At 63.4% G+C, this 18795-nt stretch carries 20 protein-coding genes; 19 read left to right on the top strand and 1 reads right to left on the bottom strand.

The genetic code is table 11. The annotated features are described in order from the left end of the window. The first annotated feature begins 1 nt into the window (after position 1). The 19 genes from G6N78_RS13060 (at position 2) to G6N78_RS12970 (ending at position 17681) form a co-directional block, all read left to right on the top strand. Positions 2-877: an ABC transporter permease gene (locus G6N78_RS13060; protein ID WP_165219056.1), complete on the top strand. Its 876-nt coding sequence runs from the start codon at positions 2-4 to the stop codon at positions 875-877. Next, positions 874-2601: a dipeptide ABC transporter ATP-binding protein gene (locus tag G6N78_RS13055; RefSeq protein WP_165219054.1), complete on the top strand. Its 1728-nt coding sequence runs from the start codon at positions 874-876 to the stop codon at positions 2599-2601. Before G6N78_RS13060 ends, G6N78_RS13055 begins: the two co-directional genes overlap by 4 nt. Before the next feature lie 19 nt (positions 2602-2620). After that, the gene (locus G6N78_RS13050; protein ID WP_165219052.1) at positions 2621-3499 is read left to right on the top strand and encodes a polysaccharide deacetylase family protein; all 879 of its coding nucleotides are present in this window, start codon (positions 2621-2623) and stop codon (positions 3497-3499) included. A gap of 192 nt (positions 3500-3691) precedes the next feature. Further along, positions 3692-4435, top strand: a complete 744-nt coding sequence (phnF, locus tag G6N78_RS13045) for a phosphonate metabolism transcriptional regulator PhnF (protein WP_165219050.1) — start codon at positions 3692-3694, stop codon at positions 4433-4435. Between the two features lie 24 nt (positions 4436-4459). Continuing rightward, positions 4460-4918 (top strand): phosphonate C-P lyase system protein PhnG, encoded by a 459-nt coding sequence (locus tag G6N78_RS13040; protein ID WP_234905793.1) that lies wholly within the window; start codon positions 4460-4462, stop codon positions 4916-4918. 2 nt (positions 4919-4920) lie between these two features. Beyond that, on the top strand, positions 4921-5490 hold the full coding sequence (phnH, locus tag G6N78_RS13035; RefSeq protein ID WP_234905792.1) for a phosphonate C-P lyase system protein PhnH: 570 nt from the start codon (positions 4921-4923) through the stop codon (positions 5488-5490). Then, the gene (locus G6N78_RS13030; protein WP_165219048.1) at positions 5490-6572 is read left to right on the top strand and encodes a carbon-phosphorus lyase complex subunit PhnI; all 1083 of its coding nucleotides are present in this window, start codon (positions 5490-5492) and stop codon (positions 6570-6572) included. Before phnH ends, G6N78_RS13030 begins: the two co-directional genes overlap by 1 nt. Continuing rightward, positions 6569-7483, top strand: coding sequence for an alpha-D-ribose 1-methylphosphonate 5-phosphate C-P-lyase PhnJ (locus G6N78_RS13025; protein ID WP_165219046.1), 915 nt, complete (start codon positions 6569-6571; stop codon positions 7481-7483). Before G6N78_RS13030 ends, G6N78_RS13025 begins: the two co-directional genes overlap by 4 nt. Then, complete coding sequence (locus G6N78_RS13020; RefSeq protein ID WP_165219044.1) at positions 7480-8307, top strand: ATP-binding cassette domain-containing protein; 828 nt, start codon at positions 7480-7482, stop codon at positions 8305-8307. The genes G6N78_RS13025 and G6N78_RS13020 overlap by 4 nt, the downstream gene beginning before the upstream one ends. Before the next feature lie 7 nt (positions 8308-8314). Then, complete coding sequence (locus G6N78_RS13015; protein ID WP_165219042.1) at positions 8315-9022, top strand: phosphonate C-P lyase system protein PhnL; 708 nt, start codon at positions 8315-8317, stop codon at positions 9020-9022. After that, positions 9009-10178: an alpha-D-ribose 1-methylphosphonate 5-triphosphate diphosphatase gene (locus G6N78_RS13010; RefSeq protein ID WP_165219040.1), complete on the top strand. Its 1170-nt coding sequence runs from the start codon at positions 9009-9011 to the stop codon at positions 10176-10178. The genes G6N78_RS13015 and G6N78_RS13010 overlap by 14 nt, the downstream gene beginning before the upstream one ends. Positions 10179-10377: 199 nt before the next feature. Beyond that, on the top strand, positions 10378-11184 hold the full coding sequence (phnC, locus tag G6N78_RS13005; protein ID WP_165219038.1) for a phosphonate ABC transporter ATP-binding protein: 807 nt from the start codon (positions 10378-10380) through the stop codon (positions 11182-11184). Positions 11185-11208: 24 nt separating this feature from the next. Beyond that, on the top strand, positions 11209-12111 hold the full coding sequence (gene phnD / locus G6N78_RS13000) for a phosphonate ABC transporter substrate-binding protein (RefSeq protein WP_165219036.1): 903 nt from the start codon (positions 11209-11211) through the stop codon (positions 12109-12111). Positions 12112-12171: 60 nt separating this feature from the next. Continuing rightward, complete coding sequence (gene phnE, locus G6N78_RS12995; RefSeq protein WP_165219034.1) at positions 12172-13098, top strand: phosphonate ABC transporter, permease protein PhnE; 927 nt, start codon at positions 12172-12174, stop codon at positions 13096-13098. A gap of 2 nt (positions 13099-13100) precedes the next feature. Then, positions 13101-13964, top strand: a complete 864-nt coding sequence (phnE, locus tag G6N78_RS12990; RefSeq protein ID WP_165219024.1) for a phosphonate ABC transporter, permease protein PhnE — start codon at positions 13101-13103, stop codon at positions 13962-13964. Beyond that, positions 13961-14575, top strand: coding sequence for a DapH/DapD/GlmU-related protein (locus tag G6N78_RS12985; protein ID WP_165219022.1), 615 nt, complete (start codon positions 13961-13963; stop codon positions 14573-14575). The genes phnE (G6N78_RS12990) and G6N78_RS12985 overlap by 4 nt, the downstream gene beginning before the upstream one ends. A gap of 300 nt (positions 14576-14875) precedes the next feature. Then, positions 14876-15868: an ABC transporter substrate-binding protein gene (locus G6N78_RS12980; protein ID WP_502710549.1), complete on the top strand. Its 993-nt coding sequence runs from the start codon at positions 14876-14878 to the stop codon at positions 15866-15868. A 53-nt stretch (positions 15869-15921) separates the two neighbouring features. Further along, on the top strand, positions 15922-16923 hold the full coding sequence (locus G6N78_RS12975) for a FecCD family ABC transporter permease (RefSeq protein ID WP_234905962.1): 1002 nt from the start codon (positions 15922-15924) through the stop codon (positions 16921-16923). Beyond that, positions 16920-17681 carry an ABC transporter ATP-binding protein gene (locus tag G6N78_RS12970; RefSeq protein WP_165219018.1) on the top strand — a complete coding sequence of 254 codons (762 nt, stop codon included), beginning with the start codon at positions 16920-16922 and terminating at the stop codon, positions 17679-17681. Before G6N78_RS12975 ends, G6N78_RS12970 begins: the two co-directional genes overlap by 4 nt. A 165-nt stretch (positions 17682-17846) precedes the next feature. On the opposite strand, the gene G6N78_RS12965 is transcribed toward G6N78_RS12970, so the two are convergent. Continuing rightward, positions 17847-18743 (bottom strand): LysR family transcriptional regulator, encoded by an 897-nt coding sequence (locus G6N78_RS12965; protein ID WP_165219016.1) that lies wholly within the window; start codon positions 18741-18743, stop codon positions 17847-17849. Between the last annotated feature and the right edge of the window lie 52 nt (positions 18744-18795).

Below are 18795 nucleotides of genomic sequence, written 5' to 3'. Positions count from 1 at the left end.
CATGCGCGACACTCTGTTTGGCCGTTTCCTCGAAGAATACACCCGCAACAAGGTCGCGACCGGTGCGGCGATCATCGTCTTTCTCATCGTTCTCGTCGCCTTGATCGCGCCATTCGTCACGCCGCAGGACCCTTACGACATTGGCAGCCTCGTGCTGCGCGATGCACGCCGGGCGCCGGGCTATGTCGGAACCGGCGGCTATACCCATTGGCTCGGCACCGATTCTCAAGGGCGCGACCTGCTCTCGGCGATCATCTACGGCCTGCGGATCTCGCTGCAGATGGGCGTCATCGCCGGCGGTATTGCCTTCGTGATTGGTGCGATGGTCGGCTGCTCGGCCGCCTATATCGGCGGGCGCTACGAGAGCCTCGTGATGCGCATTGTCGACCTGCAGCTGTCCTTCCCGGCAATCCTTCTCGCCTTCGTCATTGCCGCACTTCTGGGACAGGGCCGCTACCAGCTGATCATGGCGCTGATTTTCGCGCAGTACGCCTATTTCGCCCGCACCGCCCACGGCGCAGCCTCCGCGGAGCGGCAGAAGGACTATGTCGAGGCGGCACTGTCCATCCCCCTGTCGCCTTTGCGCGTCGTGGTGAAACACATCCTGCCCAACTCCCTGCCGCCGCTGATCGTGGTGGCGACGGTCCAGGTCGCAAGCGCGATTTCGCTGGAAGCCACCCTCTCCTTCCTCGGCGTCGGCCTGCCGCCCACAGAACCCTCGCTCGGCATGCTGATCTCCAACGGCTTCCAGTATCTCCTTTCCGGCCGCTACTGGATCTCCATCTATCCCGGCCTGGCGCTGATCCTGTTCATCGTGTCCCTCAACCTTGTGGGGGACCAGATCCGCGACCAGCTCAATCCGAGGCTCCGCCGATGACCGACACTCAGCCAAACACCACCACGCCCCCCTTGCTGGACGTCACCAATCTCGCCACCTGGTTTCCAACCGGCCGCGGACAGATCAAGGCCGTCGATGGCGTTTCCTTTTCCCTCGCGCCGGGCGAGGTTCTGGGGCTCGTCGGAGAGTCCGGATCGGGCAAATCGATCACCGGTTTCTCGATCATCGGCCTGATCGACGAACCGGGCCGCATCGTCGAAGGCTCGGTCAAGCTGGAAGGGCGCGAACTGATCGGCCTGCCCGCGCATGAGCTGCGCGCCATTCGGGGCAAGACCATCTCCATGGTGTTCCAGGACCCGATGATGACGCTGAACCCGGTTCTCAGCATCGGCACCCAGATCAAGCTGGCGCTCGAAGCGCATGAGACCATCAGTGCGGCGGATGCGCGCGAGCGCGCGATCCAGGCGCTGGCACAGGTCCGCATCTCGGAACCGGAGCGCAAGGTGGATTTCTTCCCCCACCAGTTCTCCGGTGGCATGCGCCAGCGTGTGGCGATTGCGATCGCCCTTCTGCACCGCCCGAAACTGATCATCTGCGACGAGCCGACCACCGCGCTTGACGTCTCGATCCAGGCGGAAATCCTTGCCGAGATGAAGGAACTGGTCGCCGAACTCGGTACGGCGCTGATCTGGATCAGCCATGACCTCGCCATCGTCTCGTCGATTGCCGATCGCGTTGCGGTGATGAAGACGGGCAAGATCGTCGAGATCGGTCCGGCACTCGGGGTACTGACCCGACCGCAGCACGACTACACGCGCGCGCTGCTGGACGCGCTGCCCTCGCGGGCGAAGCCCGGGCAGCTGCTCCTGCGCGGCAGCGGGATCGCCGATGCGGCACCACCGCCGCGAAAGGCCGCGACCGCCAATCTGCCGCCGCTGGGGAGCCCCTATCTGGTGATCGATCAGGCGGTGAAGCGGTTCGAAAAACCTGCCGGCATCGTGCGCCGGCTGGCGATCAAGTCGGGCCTCGCGCAGCCGGTGACAGGCGTGCAGGCGGTCGATGGCGTCAGTCTTGTCTTGAAGCGCGGCGAGGTGTTGGGTCTGGTCGGCGAATCCGGCTCCGGCAAATCGACGCTTGGACGCATGGCGGCCGGCATCACCGTTCCGAGCGCCGGCACCGTTCGTCTCAACGGGCAACCCGTGATGAGCAGCGGCCGCAGCCCTGCGAAGATCACCACCCGCGTTCAGACGATCTTCCAGGATCCCTTTGCCTCTCTCAACGGCCGCATGCGCATCGGCGACATCGTGGCGGAGGGACCGCTTGCCCACAAGCTTGTCACGCGGTCCGAAGCCGGGCGCTATGTGGCGGACTGGCTGGCGGCGGTCGGCCTTGATCCGGCCTTCGCCAACCGCTTCCCGCATCAGTTTTCCGGCGGGCAGAGACAGCGCATCGCCATTGCCCGCGCGCTTGCCATGCAGCCGGATGTCGTTGTCTGCGACGAGCCGGTCGCGTCCCTTGACGTGTCGATCCAGGCGCAGATCATCAACCTGCTCATCCGGTTGCGATCGGAGCTCGACCTGTCGCTGATCTTCATCAGCCATGACCTGTCGGTCGTGCGTCACCTCTGCGATCGCGTCGCCATCATGTATCGCGGGCGGATCGTCGAGGAAGGCGAGGCTGGCGCAATCTATGCCGATCCGCAGCACGACTACACCAAGCGCCTGCTGGCAGCCGTTCCCGTGCTGCCGATGGCTGCAGAATAACCCGGAAGGACGAGTGGCAATGGAACCCTGGCAATGGGACGAAGCAACGTGGCGCGGCAAGGTCGACAAAGTGCGCGCCGGACGCTCGCTGAAACCGAAGGTCTGGAAAGGCGGCGCCCGCTGCGCTGTCGCCCTTTCCTTTGACAGCGATCACGAGACCAATGAACTGCGCGACGGCGGCGAATCCATCGGCCGCCTGTCGCAAGGGCAGTATGGCAACCGGGTCGGCGTGCCGCGCATCCTCGAAACGCTTCGTGCGGCACAGGTTCCGGCCACCTTCTTCGTGCCCGCCGTTGCCGCGCTGCTCTACCCGGATGAACAACGACAGGTGATCGCCGAGGGCCATGAGATCGGCCTGCATGGCTGGATCCACGAGGTCAATACCAAGGTGCCGCCCGAAAAGGAGCGCGAACTGCATCTGCGCGCTGCCGACACGCTGGAAAAGATCACCGGCGTGCGCGCCGTCGGCATGCGAACCCCGTCCTGGGATTTTTCACCGGTGACGCTGCAGATCGAGCGCGAACTCGGCCTGCTTTACGACAGCTCGCTGATGGCCGACGACGACCCTTACGAGCTTGTCGAGGATGGCGAACCGACCGGCATGGTGGAATTGCCGGTGGAATGGATCCGCGACGATGCGGTCTATTTCAACATGAACCGGTTCACCGCCCACCGGCCCTATACGCCGCCCCCCGCCGTGCTCGACATCTTCAAGCGGGAATTCGACCGCGCCTACAAGGAGGGCGGCCTCTTTCTGCTCACCATGCACCCGCATGTGACCGGCTACCGCTCGCGGATCTTCATCCTCGAAGAGCTGATCCGCCATATCCAGGATCATGACGATGTCTGGTTCGGCACCCATGCCGATATCGCCCGCTTCGTGAAGGAAGACGGCTAGCAATCCCGTCAGCCCCAGCTCGTCGCGCCGTCTTGCCAACCGACGCGTGATGGCCTCTTAGGGTTCACCCTTTGGGTGCGCGTGCATCGGCAGAATGCCACTCTCCTGCGCTGTCCCCTTTTCCGAGGGCGTCATCGCCACGTCATACGATTGCGCTATTCCAGATTCATTCGAATGAATCGGACGACGTGCATGCAAAGAGACAGTTGGCAGATCATCAGAGACCGCCTCGCCGGCGATATCGCCTCGGGCAAGCTTGCGCCCGGCGCGCGCCTGCCGACGGAGCCGGAACTCTGCGCCGCATTCGGCGCAGGGCGCCACTCGGTGCGGCGCGCGGTTTCGGCGCTGGCGGTCGAGGGCAAGCTCAGGGTCGAACAGGGCCGCGGCACCTTTGTCGAGGCCGCGCCGCTCATCACCTACCAGATCGGGCGGCGCACGCGGTTTCGGCAAAACCTTCTGGAGCAGGGCATAGCGCCGACCGGCGAGCATCTCTCGGCGAAAATCATCCCGGCCCCGGCACGGGTGGCGCAGGCGCTTGGCCTCGCCGAAGAAACGCTCGTTCACCGCATCCTGCGCCGCAGTTTTGCCGATGGCGTGCCGATCAATCTCGGCATGGCCTTCCACGAAGCGGCACTCTTTCCGGATCTCGGCGCCCGGCGCGCAACGGGCACCTCCGTCACCGAAATCTACCGCGACCACGGCATCACGGACTATTTCCGCAAACGCACGACCATCTTCACGCGGCGGCCGGAACCGGACGAGGCGCGACTGCTCAGCCAGCATGTCGATCATCCCGTCATGGTGCTGACCAAGACCGACGTGACCGCCGACGGGCGGGCAATCGGCTATTCGGAAGCCGTCTGGGCCGGAGACCGCGTGCAGTTCAGTATTGATACCCTCGACGACCCCGATCCCTCCCCCTCCTCCCAAGGCTAGGGTCGGCCCGCGAAAGGACGAACGATGAGTGATGAAATGACCGGCGTCATCAGCGCCGGAATGCCTCCCCATGCCCATCTCTTGAATACTCTGGCGCGGGCCGATGATGGCCTGCTGAAGGGTTTTGCAGAGGGTGTGCTTCCCCTCCTCGGCGAGATCGAGGTGGTTCAAAGCCGCACCGGCCTCGTCATGCTCCCCCTGCGCGACACCGTTGCCTCCACCGATTTTCATCTGGGTGAGGTGCTTGTCGCAGAAGCGCATATCCGCCTGAAGGATAGGCCGATCGAAGGCTACGGCATGGTGATCGGCCGCGATCTCGAGCGCGCCATGGCCATGGCCGTGATCGACGCCGCCGCGATGGCGGGAACGGACGAAGAGCGTCTCGGCCATTTCATTGCGACGCAAGCCACGCGCATTCGGGCAGCAGACGAAGAGCGTCTGCGTGCCGTCGAGGCGACGCGCGTCGAGATGGAGACCTTCTGATCGTGACCCAAAGCCTCAACCAACGCTCGGCCCCTGTCGTGCCGGTTCGCAATGCCGCAGAGACACGCGCAAACGCCACCTATGACGCGCTGATGTGGGCGCTCGCGCGGCCAGGCACCATCCGGCAGCTGCCGGAAAACGATCCTTTTGCCGTTGCAGAAGCCCTTGTGGACCGGGAATGCCGGGTTTTTGCGAGCGATGCCGGTCTTGCCGAAAGGATCGCCGCAACCGGCGCCTGCCTCGCATCGGCGGCGCAGGCAGATCACGCCTTCCTCGCGCTCGATACACCTGCCGGCCTTGCCGCTCTCGACGATGTGCCGACAGGCTCCCACCTGTATCCGGACGAAGGGGCAACCGTTTTTGCCTCAGCCACGATTGGCCACGGTCGCGGTCTTCGCCTGTCGGGTCCCGGCATCGACGGCAAAGTGGAGATCCGGATCGGAGGCATCCCGGACGATGTCTGGGCGATCCGGAGCGACCGCTGCCTGTATCCGACCGGCTTCGAACTCTTCCTGATCGACGGCGACCAAGTGCTCGGCCTGCCGCGATCCACAATGATTGAGGTGCTGTGATGGCCTATGTGGCAACCCGTGGCGGCGAACGCGCCATAGACCAGTCCGAGAGGCTTTACCGGGCCGATCTCGGCGAGATCGACGCACAGCGCGTGACGGCGATCCGCCAGTCGCTGCCCTGGCTGATCGACCGGGTGATGGGCGAAGCCTCGCTGTATGAGCCGGATCTGGCGGCGCTGGCGCTGGCGCAGTCCGGTGGCGACCTCTACGAAGCCGTCCTTCTGCTGCGCGCCTGGCGCACCACCCAGCCGCGCCTTGCGATCGCGGAGCCGGTGAGACAGGAGGACCTGTTCACGGTGCGGCGCATCTCCGCCGCCTTCAAGGATATTCCGGGCGGACAGATCCTGGGGCCCACGCTTGACTATTCGCACCGCCTGCTGGCAACCGGCGTGCTGGAGGGCCAGCCATTCGTTCCAACCCCGGTGGAACCGGCGGCCCGCCCCGCGCCGGCCCGTCAGCCGTCACTTGCTGCCTGGCAGAAGTCCGTCGGACTGGTAGCCGATGTTCCTGCCGCGCCCGTTGCCCCGGACGACATTCCGGACCTGACACGCGAACCGCTGCTCTTCCCCGCCAAACGGGCGCACACGCTGCAAAGCCTCGCGCGTGCCGATACCGGCGGCGTGCTGGCGCTCGGTTATTCGGCGATGCGCGGGTATGGCAACGCCCATCCGACCGTCAACGAATTGCGTCTTGCCGAGGCGGAGCTCAAGGTGCGCCACCCGCGTGGAACGATTTTCTCCGGCGGTCGTGTCAAAGTTTCCCAGGCTGAAGTCACCAACAAGGGCAAGTCCGGCAAGCTCGACCTCGGCTTCTGCGCCACGCTCGGCTGGAACGAGGTGAAGGTGATTGCCGGCGCAACGCTCGATCTCAACGCGCCGGGGGCACCGAAGAACTCAGCTGTCAACGAAGAGTTCTTCCTCTACCACACCGAACCCGTCGAGGCCTCCGGCTTCTGCATCCACTTCAAGTTGCCGCATTACGTGACCTTCCAGTCCTCGTTGGACGCGCTGCGGGACGCAAAAGCCAAGCAGGCCGCACCGGCAGCACCTGCCGTGCTCCAGCGCCAGGAGGAACCGGCATGAGCCTCTCGTCCCTCACCAAACCCTGGGAAGCCTTCAGCTACGGTTTCCTTGATGCGTCCGCCAAGCGCGAGATGCGTCGCAAGATGCTGAAGGCCATTGCCGTTCCCGGCTGCCAGATGCCCTATGCCAGCCGCGAAGTGCCGATTGCCCGCGGCTGGGGAACCGGCGGATTGCAGGTCACCCTGACCTTGATCAAGCCATCCGCCTCGATCAAGGTCATCGACCAGGGTGCCGATGACGGCGTGAATGCCGCCTCCATCCGCCGTTTCCTGTCGCGTGTCTCCGGCGCCTCGGAAACCATGGATACGCTGGAGGCCTCCATTCTCCAGAGCCGACACCGCATTCCGGAGGAGACGCTGAAGGATGACCAGATCCTGGTGCTGCAGGTTCCCAATCCGGAACCGCTGCGCCCGGTCGAGCCCAACATGTCGATCGCCCGGGAAATGCACGCGGATGCCGACTACAGCCGGCTGTGGCTGACGCTGTACGAACAGATCGTCCGCTCGGGCCGCATCATGCAGGGCGCCGCCTATCCGGCGCTGGTCAATGGCCGGCATGTGATGACACCCTCGCCGATCCCGCGCTGGGACGTGCCGAAGCTCCACATGGCGCGGCACCTGACCTTTCTCTCCGCCGGACGCGAGAAGCGGCTGTTCGCCGTGCCCCCCTTCACCCGCGTGGAGCCGCTGGTCTTCTCCGACGTGCCCTACAAGGTGGAAGACCATGCCGGCCTCAGCTGCCACCGCTCCGGCGTGACGGGATACTTCATGAACGAGATCCCGCAGGACGACGGAACTTCGACGCATGAACTCTCCGACAGCCAGTTCGGCGTCAAGGCAATCCGCCGCAGCGAAGGCGAGACGGTGGCCATCGGCGATACCTGGTACAAGAACGGGACACTCACCCCATGACGCTCCAGCAGACACACATCACGGCGGCCGCCCTGCAGCAACTGCCGCCGCAATTGATGACGACACCGCCGCTTCTCTCGATGACCGGCATCAGCAAACGCTACGGCGACGTCGTGGCACTGCAGGATGTCGCGGCCAGGGTCTATCCGGGCGAGGTGCTCGGCATCGTCGGCGAAAGCGGTTCGGGAAAATCCACGCTGCTCAGAATGATGAACCTGGAAGATAGCCCGGATGCCGGCGACTACAGGCTCGATCTTCCCGGGCTCGGCGGCAACCTCTTTGATCTCGACCGTTTCGAACGCCGCATGCTCTGCGCCCGCCGGATCGGCATCGTCTACCAGAACCCGCATCTCGGCCTGCTGATGAACCACACGAGTTCCGGCAATGTGGCCGAACGGCTGCTGATTGCCGGCGAGCGCAGTTTCGAGGCACTGAGGGAAAGGGCGCGTGACGCTCTTGATGCCTCGGAATTCCCGCTTGCCCGGATGGACGCAAGGCCTACGGAATTGTCCGGCGGCATGCAGCAGCGTGTGCAGCTTGCCAAGGCGATTGCGCTGGAGCCGGCACTGTTGCTGCTCGACGAGCCGACGACGGGTCTCGACGTCAGCGTCCAGGCGCTGGTGCTCGACACCCTGAAACGGCTGCAGCGCGACCGGGCGATCACCATGGTGATCGTCAGCCACGATCTCGGCGTCATACGAACGATGGCGGACCGGGTTATGGTCATGCGCCGCGGTCTGGTGGTGGAGGAAGGGCTGGTCGACCAGATTTTTCAGGATCCGCAGCATGCCTATACCCAGCAACTCGTCCACGCGAAACTGTGAGGTTGTGATGCAGCCCGTTCTTCACGTCGAAGGTCTCGCCAAGACCTTTCACATGCACCATCTGGAGCAGCGCCTGCATGCCTTTTCCGGCATCGGCTTCACGCTCCATGCAGGGGAATTCCTGCTCCTCAAAGGGGCAAACGGCGTCGGCAAATCGACGCTGCTGCGCACGCTATATCGCAGCTACCTGCCGCGGGCCGGCCATGTCTGGTACCATACGGCAGAGGGCCGGATCGATCTCGCCCGCGCCGCCGATGTGGATATCGCCCTGCTCCGACGTCGGGAGATCGGCTTCGTCACACAGTTCCTGATTGCCCGCCCACGGGTGGCGGCAGAAGAGATCGTTGCGGAACCGCTGCGCCAAGCAGGTGTTTCGCATGCGGATGCACTAGTCGAGGCCCGCCGCTGGCTGGAGGAATTCGGCGTCAAGCGCGATCTCTGGCGCGCCTACCCCACCACCTTTTCCGGCGGTGAGCAGCAGAAGGTCAATCTGGCGCGGGCCTTGATCCTGCCGCAACGCCTGCTGCTGCTGGATGAGCCGACCGCTTCGCTCGACGTCCATGCCCGCGCCGCCCTTGTGCGCCGGCTGGAAAGCCTCAAGGAACAAGGCGTTGCCATGATCGGCGTCTTCCATCACCCCGGCGACGTGGCAGGCCTCGTCGACCGCGACATCGAACTGAAAGCCGAGGAGATAGACGGCCATGTGGATTTCTGATTTTCGCGTCGTATTGCCAGACCGCGTCATCGAGCGCGGCTCCGTCCGGATCGAAGCCGGCACAATCGCGGAGATTGCCGATACGCCGGTGGTGGGTGCCGAACTCTCGGGCGACGGTCTTCTGCTGCTGCCCGGTTTCGTCGATATGCACGGCGACATGGTGGAGCGCGAGGTGGAACCGCGGCCGAACGTGCCGATGCCGCTCGAACTCGGCCTGCGCGACCTCGACCGGCGGCTGGCCGTGGCCGGCATCACGACGGCCTACGCGGCCGTGTCCTTCAGCCCCTCTTCCACCTATGGCCATCTGCGCAGCTACGAGCACACCAGCGCCATCATCCGGGCGCTGAAATCCATGGGACCACAATTGCTCGTCGATCACCGCGTCCACGCCCGCTTCGAGATCACCTTTCCAAAGGCGCTCAGCGTCATCGAGGCGCTCATCGCCGAAGGGGCGGTGGACCTGATCTCGCTGACGGACCATACGCCGGGCCAGGGGCAGTACCGCGATATCGAGCGGCATGTCGACAAGATGGTGCGCGAAAGGGGCCTGAGCCGTGACGAGGCTGCACAGTCGGTCGCCAAGCGCATCGAGGAACGCAGCCAGCCGGCCGAGATCATGGCGCAGACGCTGAATGCAATTTCCGCCACCTGCCGTGCGCACGGCGTGGCGCTCGCGAGCCATGACGATGACACGCCGGCAAAGGTAGCGCTGATGCAGGATCTCGGCGCCGCGATCAGCGAGTTTCCGGTGACGCTCGAAGCCGCACAGGAAGCAAGAAACCGCGGGCTTGCGACGGCCATGGGCGCGCCGAATGCGCTTCGCGGCCAGTCCTATTCCGGCAATCTTTCCGCGCGGGAAGCCCATGCCGAGGGTGTGCTCGACATTCTCGCGTCGGACTATCATCCGTCCGCCATCCTGCCGGCGATCCTGGAACTGGCCAAAACCGATCCGTTGGGCCTGGCGGGTGCGACACGCCTTGCGACGCACAACCCCGCAAAGGCACTCGGCCTTTCCGATCGCGGCGAGATCGCGCTCGGCAAGCAGGCGGATTTCGTCATCGCCGACGACAGCGGGATCGGCCATGTCCGCGCGACGCTCCGCAACGGCGGCAAGATCTATTCCGATGGATCGATCACCCGCCGCCGCGCGGCGTGAGCATCCCTCATCCTTCATTGTCGGGCCGGTGGCGAGAGCTGCCGGCCTTTCTGTTTTTGGCCGTTGATTGCCCACGAATGCACCCTCGGACCCTCGGCAGAGCCGGGCTAATCTGCGTCATTGCCGCGTCACAAAACCGCAAGAATAAATTCATTCGAATGATATCGGCGTGTCACAGACGAGGGCCAGGATTGGCCCCATGGAAAAGCACAATCTCACCTTAAGCGGCCTTGGCCGCAGCTTCGGATCCACCCGCGCGGTGGACGGCGTCAGCCTCGACATCGGTCCCGGCGAATTCGTCGGGATCATCGGCCGCTCCGGTGCGGGCAAATCCACCCTGCTGAGGCTGGTGAACCGGCTGGTCGAACCGACCGATGGCCGCATCACCTTCGGGGGCCAGGAGATCACGGCGCTGAAGGGGCGGTCGTTGCGTGAGTGGCGGCGCCAGTGCGCGATGATCTTTCAGCAGTTCAACCTCATCGACCGCCTGGATGTCCTGACCAACGTGCTGGTCGGCCGGCTTGCCGCGCATGGCTTTGCGAGCTCGATGGCCATGCGCTTCACCGATGCGGAGCGGGCGCTGGCGATCCGGGCGCTGGATCGCCTGGACCTCGCGCCCCAGGCGCTCCAAAAGGCCGGCACGCTCTCCGGCGGGCAGCAGCAACGTGTGGCGATTGCCCGCGCGCTCGTCCAGAACCCTCGCATTCTCCTGGCCGACGAACCGATCGCCAGCCTCGACCCCGGCAATGCAACCCGCGTCATGGATGCGCTGCGGTCGATCAACAACGAGGACGGCATCACCGTACTCGTCAACCTGCACACGCTGGATACGGCGCGGGCCTATTGCGACCGCATCATCGGCATGCGCGCCGGTCGCGTCATCTTCGACGGCGGCGCCCACCAGCTCACCGGCGATGTCGTGCGCGACATCTATGGCAGCGACGATCTCAGTGAATTCAATGAATCCGTGACGTCGACGGCGATCCGCCCGGCGGTTCACGCCTGACCCTTCAGCCCAAAGGAGAAACCCATGCGATTTCTTGCCGCGACCGCGCTTCTCGCCCTCGTATCCGTCCCCGCGATGGCCGCCGACTGGAAGACCGACTACAAGGTCGTTCGTTTCGGCATTACTTCGGCCGAGAACGAAAAGGACCGTCTCGCCCGCTATCAGCCGTTCAAGGATTATCTGAAGCGCACGCTCGGCGTCGATGTCGAGATCTTCACTGCCGGCAGCTATGACGGCGTCATCCAGGCGCTGGCCGCAAACCAGATCGAATTCGCCTTCCTCGGTTCGTCCGCCTATGCCGCGGCCTATACCGAAACCAAGGGCGGCGTCGAACCGCTGTTGACGGCCCAGCAGGAAGACGGTTCGACCGGTTACTATTCGATTGTCGCCGTGCGCTGCGACAGCCCCTACAAGAAGATCGAAGACCTGAAGGGCAAGGTTCTGGCCTTTGCCGATCCGGATTCCACCAGCGGCTACGCGGTTCCGAACTATAACCTGGTGAAGCAGGGCTTTGAGCCCGCGACCTACTTCTCCGCCATCCCCTTCTCTGGCAGTCATGAGGCAGGCGTGCAGGGCGTGGTGAACGGCCAGTTCGATGCCGCCGCGACCTATATCAACAACGAAAAGAGCGGCATTCCGCAGCGCATGGTCTCCAAGGGCATGATCAAGGCCGGCGAAATCTGCTGGATCTGGAAATCGCCCGAAATCACCTCCGGCCCCTTCACCGCGCGCAAGAACCTGCCGCCGGAACTGATCAGCGCCATGAAGGACGCCGTGAAGAACGTGCCGACCGCCGATCCGGCGGCCTTCAAGGAAATGAGCGGCGCGGAAAGCTCCACCGCCAAGGGCTATGTCGATGTCAACCACGACCGGTACCAGTGGATCGTCGACATGCGCGCCTGGCTGAAGGCCCAGCGCAAGAGCTGACCAGACCCAAGGGCAGGTGCGATGCGCCTGCCCTCTCCTTTTTCCTGGGACACCGCAGCCATGACAGCCGCTTTTGCCGATCCTCCGACGTCATCCGCCATCGCTGATTTTGAACGCGCGTTTGCCGCCCACCGCAATCGCGCACGACTGCGGATCGCGCTGGTGGCGATGGTGTTTGTCACACTTTTCCTGATGACGGCCGATTTCGCCAACTTCTTCAAGGTGACACAGGTCACCGCTGCGGATGGCTCGCGCGCCGAACGCTGGATCCTGCTCGCCGGCCTGCCGCGTCTGGGGGAATATCTGGCCAAGACCATTCCAGCTCTATCCTGGGGGACGCTCGGCAGTGACCTTGCGACCTGGTTCTGGCGCTGGAAGATCTGGACCTGGCTGCTGCTGGAGACGGTTCTCATCGCCTTCATGGCGACGGTGCTCGGTGTTGCGGGCGGCTTCCTGCTGTCGTTTCCGGCCTCGCGCAACCTGTCGCCCAACCGCTGGGTGCTGACGATCACCCGGCGCTGTCTCGAGATTGCCCGGACCGTTCCGGAACTCGTCTTCGCGCTGATCTTCGTTTTCTGTTTCGGGGTCGGCCCGATGGCCGGAGTGCTGGCCATTGCGCTTCACACCTGCGGCTCGCTCGGCAAGCTGTATTCGGAGGCCAACGAGAACCTCGACATGCGGCCGCTGGAGGGCGTCAAGTCTTCCGGGGGCAGTTGGGCGGACCAGATCCGCTATGGCGCGGTGCCACAAGTGCTGCCGAACATCATCAGCTACACGCTGCTGCGCTTCGAGATCAATGTGCGCTCCTCCTCGATCATCGGCTATGTCGGCGCCGGCGGTCTTGGCCAAGAACTGCGCACAGCCGTCTCGCTGCAGGAATACACCGATCTCTCGGCGCTCTTCATCATCATCTTCGTTTCGGTCTTCGTCATCGACTGGGGCTCGGAAAAGCTGCGCCACAGGCTGATCGGCCTGGAAAGGACCTGACGATGCAGACCACGATCTCTCCCATTGAAATTGCCGACTGGCGTCAAAGGATGCCGCAGGCATTCCGCCAACCGCTCGCCGTTCGGCTGCGCCGATGGGCGCTGTTCGCTTGCTTTGCCGCGCTGTTTGCCTGGTGCCTCTACGACTTCGGCTTTTCGCCGGAGCGCATCGTCAACGGACTGGCACGACTGGGCCGCGTGCTGTCCTTCATGTTGCCGCCGCATGTCTGGACCGAATGGGACGAAATCGCCGCGATCCTGGAGGGCTTGGGCGAGACGCTTTCCATGGCTTTCCTCGGCACCGTCCTCGGTGCCATCGCAGCCTTCCCGCAGTCCTTCCTGGGCGCCAAGACGATCAACCGGTTGGCGCTGCTGCGGTTCGGCGTGCGCCGCGGCTTCGATATCATCCGCGCCTTCGAAACGCTGATCCTGGCGCTGGTCTTCATCCGCGCCTTCGGGCTCGGGCCACTCGCCGGTGTCATGGCGATTGCCGTCAGCGAGGTCGGCGTGCTGGCGAAACTCTACGCCGAAGCCATCGAGAACATTTCCAACAAGCCGGTGGAAGGGGTGGTCGCATCCGGCGGCTCTCGCCTGCAGGCGATCCGTTTCGCCATGATGCCGCAGGTCATGCCGGTGCTTCTGTCGATCACGCTCTACAATTTCGAATCCAACGTTCGCTCCGGCACCATTCTCGGCATCGTCGGCGCCGGCGGCATCGGCTTCCTGCTCTCCGACCGCATCGGCGCCTACCGCTGGGACGAGGCCTGGTCGATCATCCTTTTGATCATCGTGATGGTCTACGTGATCGATGCCCTGTCCGCCGTCATCCGCACCCGTTTCATCGGCACCATGGGGACCACACGATGAAGATGCTCCGCGAAGAGCCGACCATCCATGAAACCGCCAGCGTCATCGGTTGCGATCTCGGCCGCTGGACGGAGATCCAGGCGCATGTGACGATGCGCGACAGCCAGTTCGGCGACTATTCCTATATCGTCAAGGGCGGCAATGTCGTCTGGTCGACGATCGGCAAGTTCTGCTCGATCGCCGAAGGCGCGCGGATCAATCCGGGCAATCACGCCACCTGGCGCGCCAGCCAGCACCATTTCACCTACCGCGCCCAGCAGTATGGTCTGGGCGAGGATGACGCCGACTTCTTCCAATGGCGCAAGGATCACTGGGTGACCATCGGCCACGATGTGTGGATCGGCCATGGCGTCACGGTGCTCGCCGGCGTGACGATCGGCACGGGGGCGGTGATCGGCGCCGGCGCGGTCGTCTCCAGGGATGTCGAACCCTACACCATCGTCGGCGGCGTTCCGGCCAAGTTCATCAAGCGGCGCTTCACCGAGGCTGAGGCCGAAGCCCTGTTGGCAATCGCCTGGTGGGACTGGTCACACGAGGCGCTGAGCCACGCACTTCCCGACATCCGCGGGCTTACGATCGACGCCTTCATCGAAAAGTATCGTCGGGCCTAGCCGCACGGGCCGCAAAGCCTGAGACAGAGGCCGGTGCGTCACCCCGTGAGCCTGGATGCCGACCATTGCCTTGACGGACTTAATGGCTCCTGTCGGCGATGGCTTCCGCTTGACGCTGCGATCTGCCGTGTCAGCGAAGGTCATCGCATCAGAGGCAACATCGCCCCTCTCATTTGCGACGAAAGGTGACATAAACAGTCTTGTTTTCCATGCCGATGATGATTACAGGAAGCGCATCTCTGGTGGACAGTGGAAACAAGGACGAACGTAATGATCAACAGGTTAGTTGTACGGGCAGGTATGAGCGCAATCACCGGCCTGCTCGCCATGCCGGCCCTGGCGGCCTCGACGACATATCCGCTGACCATCGAGAACTGCGGCGCGAAAGTGACGTTTGACAAGGCGCCGGAGCGCGCCATCGGCCTTGGCCAGAACAGCGCGGAGATCATGCTGCTCCTCGGGCTCGAAGACCGGATGGCGGGCACCGCCTTCTGGCCGAACAAGGTGCTTCCGCAACTCGCCGAAGCCAATGCGAAAGTCAAAGTTCTGACGGTTGAATTCCCGACCTTCGAAGCCATTCTGGCACAGAACCCGGATTTCGTCGCAGCCGCGCTGCCAAGCCTGCTTGGCCCCTCGAGCAAGGTTGCCAAGCGCGAGGACTTCGAGAAGGTTGGCGTACCAAGCTACATCTCCCCGAGCACGTGCGTCGCCGAAGGCCAGGCCAAGGACAAGTTTGGCTACGGCGACAGATCGAAGCTCTGGAACATGGACACCCTTTACCAGGAAATCGATGAACTCGCCGAGATCTTCGATGTCCGCGACCGGGGCGACGCCTTGATTGCCGACCTGAAGAAGCGGGAGGCGGCGTTGCGCGCCGAGGCGCCCAAGGACGGAAAGAAGCTCTCCTACGTTTTCTGGTTTTCCAGCCCCTCTCCGTCTGCCGATGCGTATGTGGGCGGTAAGTACACTGCGTCCGGCTTTATCGCCGATGTGCTGGGTGGAACGAACGCCATCTCCTCCGAGGCCGAGGCTCCCGCCATCGGCTGGGAAAGCATCATCGCCAGCAATCCCGATGTCATTGTCGTCGCGCAGGTCGACCGCAACCGATGGGACCTCGACAAGTCGGAGGCCAAGATCAAGTTCCTGACCACGGATCCCGCGACGATGCAGATGCCCGCGGTCAAGAACAAGGCAATCGTGGTCATGGACGGCCAGGCCATGAATCCGACGGTGCGAACGATCTACGGCGCCGAACAGGTGGCCGAACAGCTGAAAAGGCTTGGCCTGAAGTGACGGCCGTCACCTTCCGCGGGACGTCAAGCCGGCCATCACGACGCGTTGCTGCCATTGCAGGCATCGCGTTCGTCTCGCTTGTCGCCATCTCGCTGGTCGTTGCCATCAGCGTGGGGATCGGTGACATGCCGATCCCGTTGTCAACAACCTATACCGCGATCACCAACAAGCTGGGCTGGACGGATGTTCAGCTCAACCGCATCCACGAAACCGTGATCTGGGAGTACCGGCTGAGCCGTGCACTGGTCGCGGTCTTTTGCGGCGCTGGCCTTGCCCTGTGCGGGGCGATCATGCAGGCGCTGCTGCGGAACCCTTTGGCAGAACCCTACGTGCTCGGCATTTCAGCCGGCGCATCGACCGGGGCCGTTGCGGTCGTCATCCTGGGAATTGGTGCGGGCGCGGTGTCTCTTTCGGCCGGCGCTTTCGCCGGGGCATTCGCAGCGTTTCTGTTGGTGGCGCTTCTGTCCAGCGGTGCACGCGGCGGCGCCGACAGAACGATCCTCGCCGGCGTTGCGACATCGCAACTGTTCAACGCGGCGACCTCCTATATCGTCACCACGTCCGGCAATGCTCAGCAGGCGCGCGATGTGATGTTCTGGCTGCTCGGCAGCTTTGGCGGCGTTCGCTGGCCGGAGTTTGGGCTCGTGTCCGTGATCGTCGGCCTCGGGTTGATCGTCTGTCTCTTCTATTCGCGCGTGCTTGACGCCTTCGCCTTCGGCGATGAGGCGGCCTCATCCCTTGGGGTCGATGTCGGTCGAGCGCGGGTCATTCTGTTTGCCCTGACTGCCATCATGACCGCGACGATCGTGAGCATGGTCGGCACCATCGGCTTCGTCGGGCTTGTCGTTCCACACGCCACCCGCTTCGTGGTGGGCCCCCTCCACGCGCGCCTCCTGCCCGCATGCGCGGTTGTCGGCGCGGTGTTCATGGTGCTGGCGGATATCGCCTCGCGCACGCTGATCCCACAGCAGGTACTGCCCATCGGGGTTGTCACCGCATTGGTCGGCGTTCCCTTCTTCTCCATCATCCTTTACAAACTTCAGCGCACATCATGAGCATACGGGCGGAAAATCTTGGCTGGAAGGTCGGCTCGAAGACAATCCTCGAGGAGGTGTGTCTGACCGCCAAGCCTGGCGAAATGCTGGGACTGCTCGGGCCGAATGGATCTGGAAAGACCTCGCTGCTGCGGCTGCTGGCAGGGCTGAAGCGACCCCATGCGGGGCAGATCACCCTCGATGGACAAGACATCAGCCGGGTGCGCCGGCGAACGATTGCACAGCGTGTCGCGTTCATCGAACAGCACGCGACCACCAATGCGCATCTCAAGGTCGTAGATGTCGTCAAGCTTGGCCGTTTTCCGCATCGGTCCATGTTTTCCGGGTGGACCACCGAGGACGATGCTGCGGTCAACTATGCTCTTGATCGAACGGAACTGACTGCCAAGCGGAACGACGCCTGGCAGAGCTTGTCAGGGGGAGAAAAGCAGCGCGCCCACTTGGCCCGCGCGCTTGCCCAATCCCCGAAGGAACTCATTCTCGACGAGCCGACCAACCATCTCGACGTTCATCATCAGATCAGCCTTTTGCGGCTCGTCTCGGACCTTCGGATCACCAGCATCATCGCGCTGCATGACCTGAACCATGCGGCAATGTTTTGTGATCGCCTGCTCGTTCTGCAGGCAGGAAAGGTCGTTGCGTCGGGCACCCCTGACGATGTTCTGACCCGCGAACTGCTCAACGACGTGTTCTCTGTGGACGCGCATGTGTCTCCCTCCCCCTATGATGGAAAACCGCACATCCATTTCGTGCGGTGACAGGAAAAGTTGCTGTCATTCCAGGTCCTGGACGTCGTTCGGCAAAGCGGGATGCCAATCTGGAAAGCCGATCAAACGAAGTCCCGTGGGCGAAATCCTCCTGTTGCACGCCTGATGCAGACACTGCTGGCGGCAGAAGACGGCCGCACACGATGACGTCCCGTCTTATGGCGTCTTCCAGACTTTCAGCAGCAGTTTGACGAATTTCTCTGCTGCGGGCGACAGGGCGCTGCTGCGACGCTGAACAATGCCGATCGTTCGTGAGACGACCGGATTGACGATCGGCTTGGCAATGAGAAAGGGGTGTTCCTCCTGTGGCGTCGCAAGCCGGGGCAGCACCGAAATCCCCAGCCCTGCTTCCACCAGCCCCAGCGACGTGTTGAGGTGCGTCACCTCGTAGAACCAATTCAATTTCAGATTGTGTCGCGCGAGCGCGCCGTCGAGCAGCGTCCGGTTCCCGCTCGACCGATCCACGACCACCAAAGGATAGGGTTCGAGCTGGCCCCACTCGATCGTCTCGTACTGCGCCAGCGGATGATCCTTGCGCATGGCCAGCACGAATGGGTCATCGATCAGAGGTTCGAATGACAGATCCGGGTCCGAATTGCCCATCAGATTGATGCCGAATTCCACCTCGCCCCGTGCCACCGCCTGCAGGCCTTCATTGGCGGTCAGGTCGCGGATGCGCAAGCGAATATGCGGATATTGCTCGCTAAACGTCTTGATGACGGTGGGCAGGAAGTAGAAGGCCGCCGTCGGCACGCAAGCCATGGTGATCAATCCGCGGCGCTGCGCGCCATCGCGGACGGCAAACAGCGAGCCGTCGAACTCCTCCAGCATCCGCCGCACGAGCGGCATCACCTCCTGGCCCATCGCGGTGGGGGCGACATGGCGCGTCGTGCGTTCCAGAAGCGGCGCTCCAATCGACTGCTCGAGCTTCTGAATGCGCCGCGTCAGCGCGGGCTGGGAAATGTGAAGCGCTTCCGCTGCTCGATGGAAGCTTCCGAATTCCACCACCGATTGAAACGCCCGGAGATCCAGAATTTCGCAATTGATGCTCATTGCGCAATAAAACTCCCGAAAATTGCATTTAACAGATACGCCTTTGTTGCCC

This window comes from Allorhizobium pseudoryzae, from assembly GCF_011046245.1.
Lineage (GTDB): Bacteria > Pseudomonadota > Alphaproteobacteria > Rhizobiales > Rhizobiaceae > Neorhizobium > Neorhizobium pseudoryzae.
The sequence above is the reverse complement of the archived record's forward strand: the minus strand, read 5'-3'. Positions and strand labels throughout refer to the sequence as shown.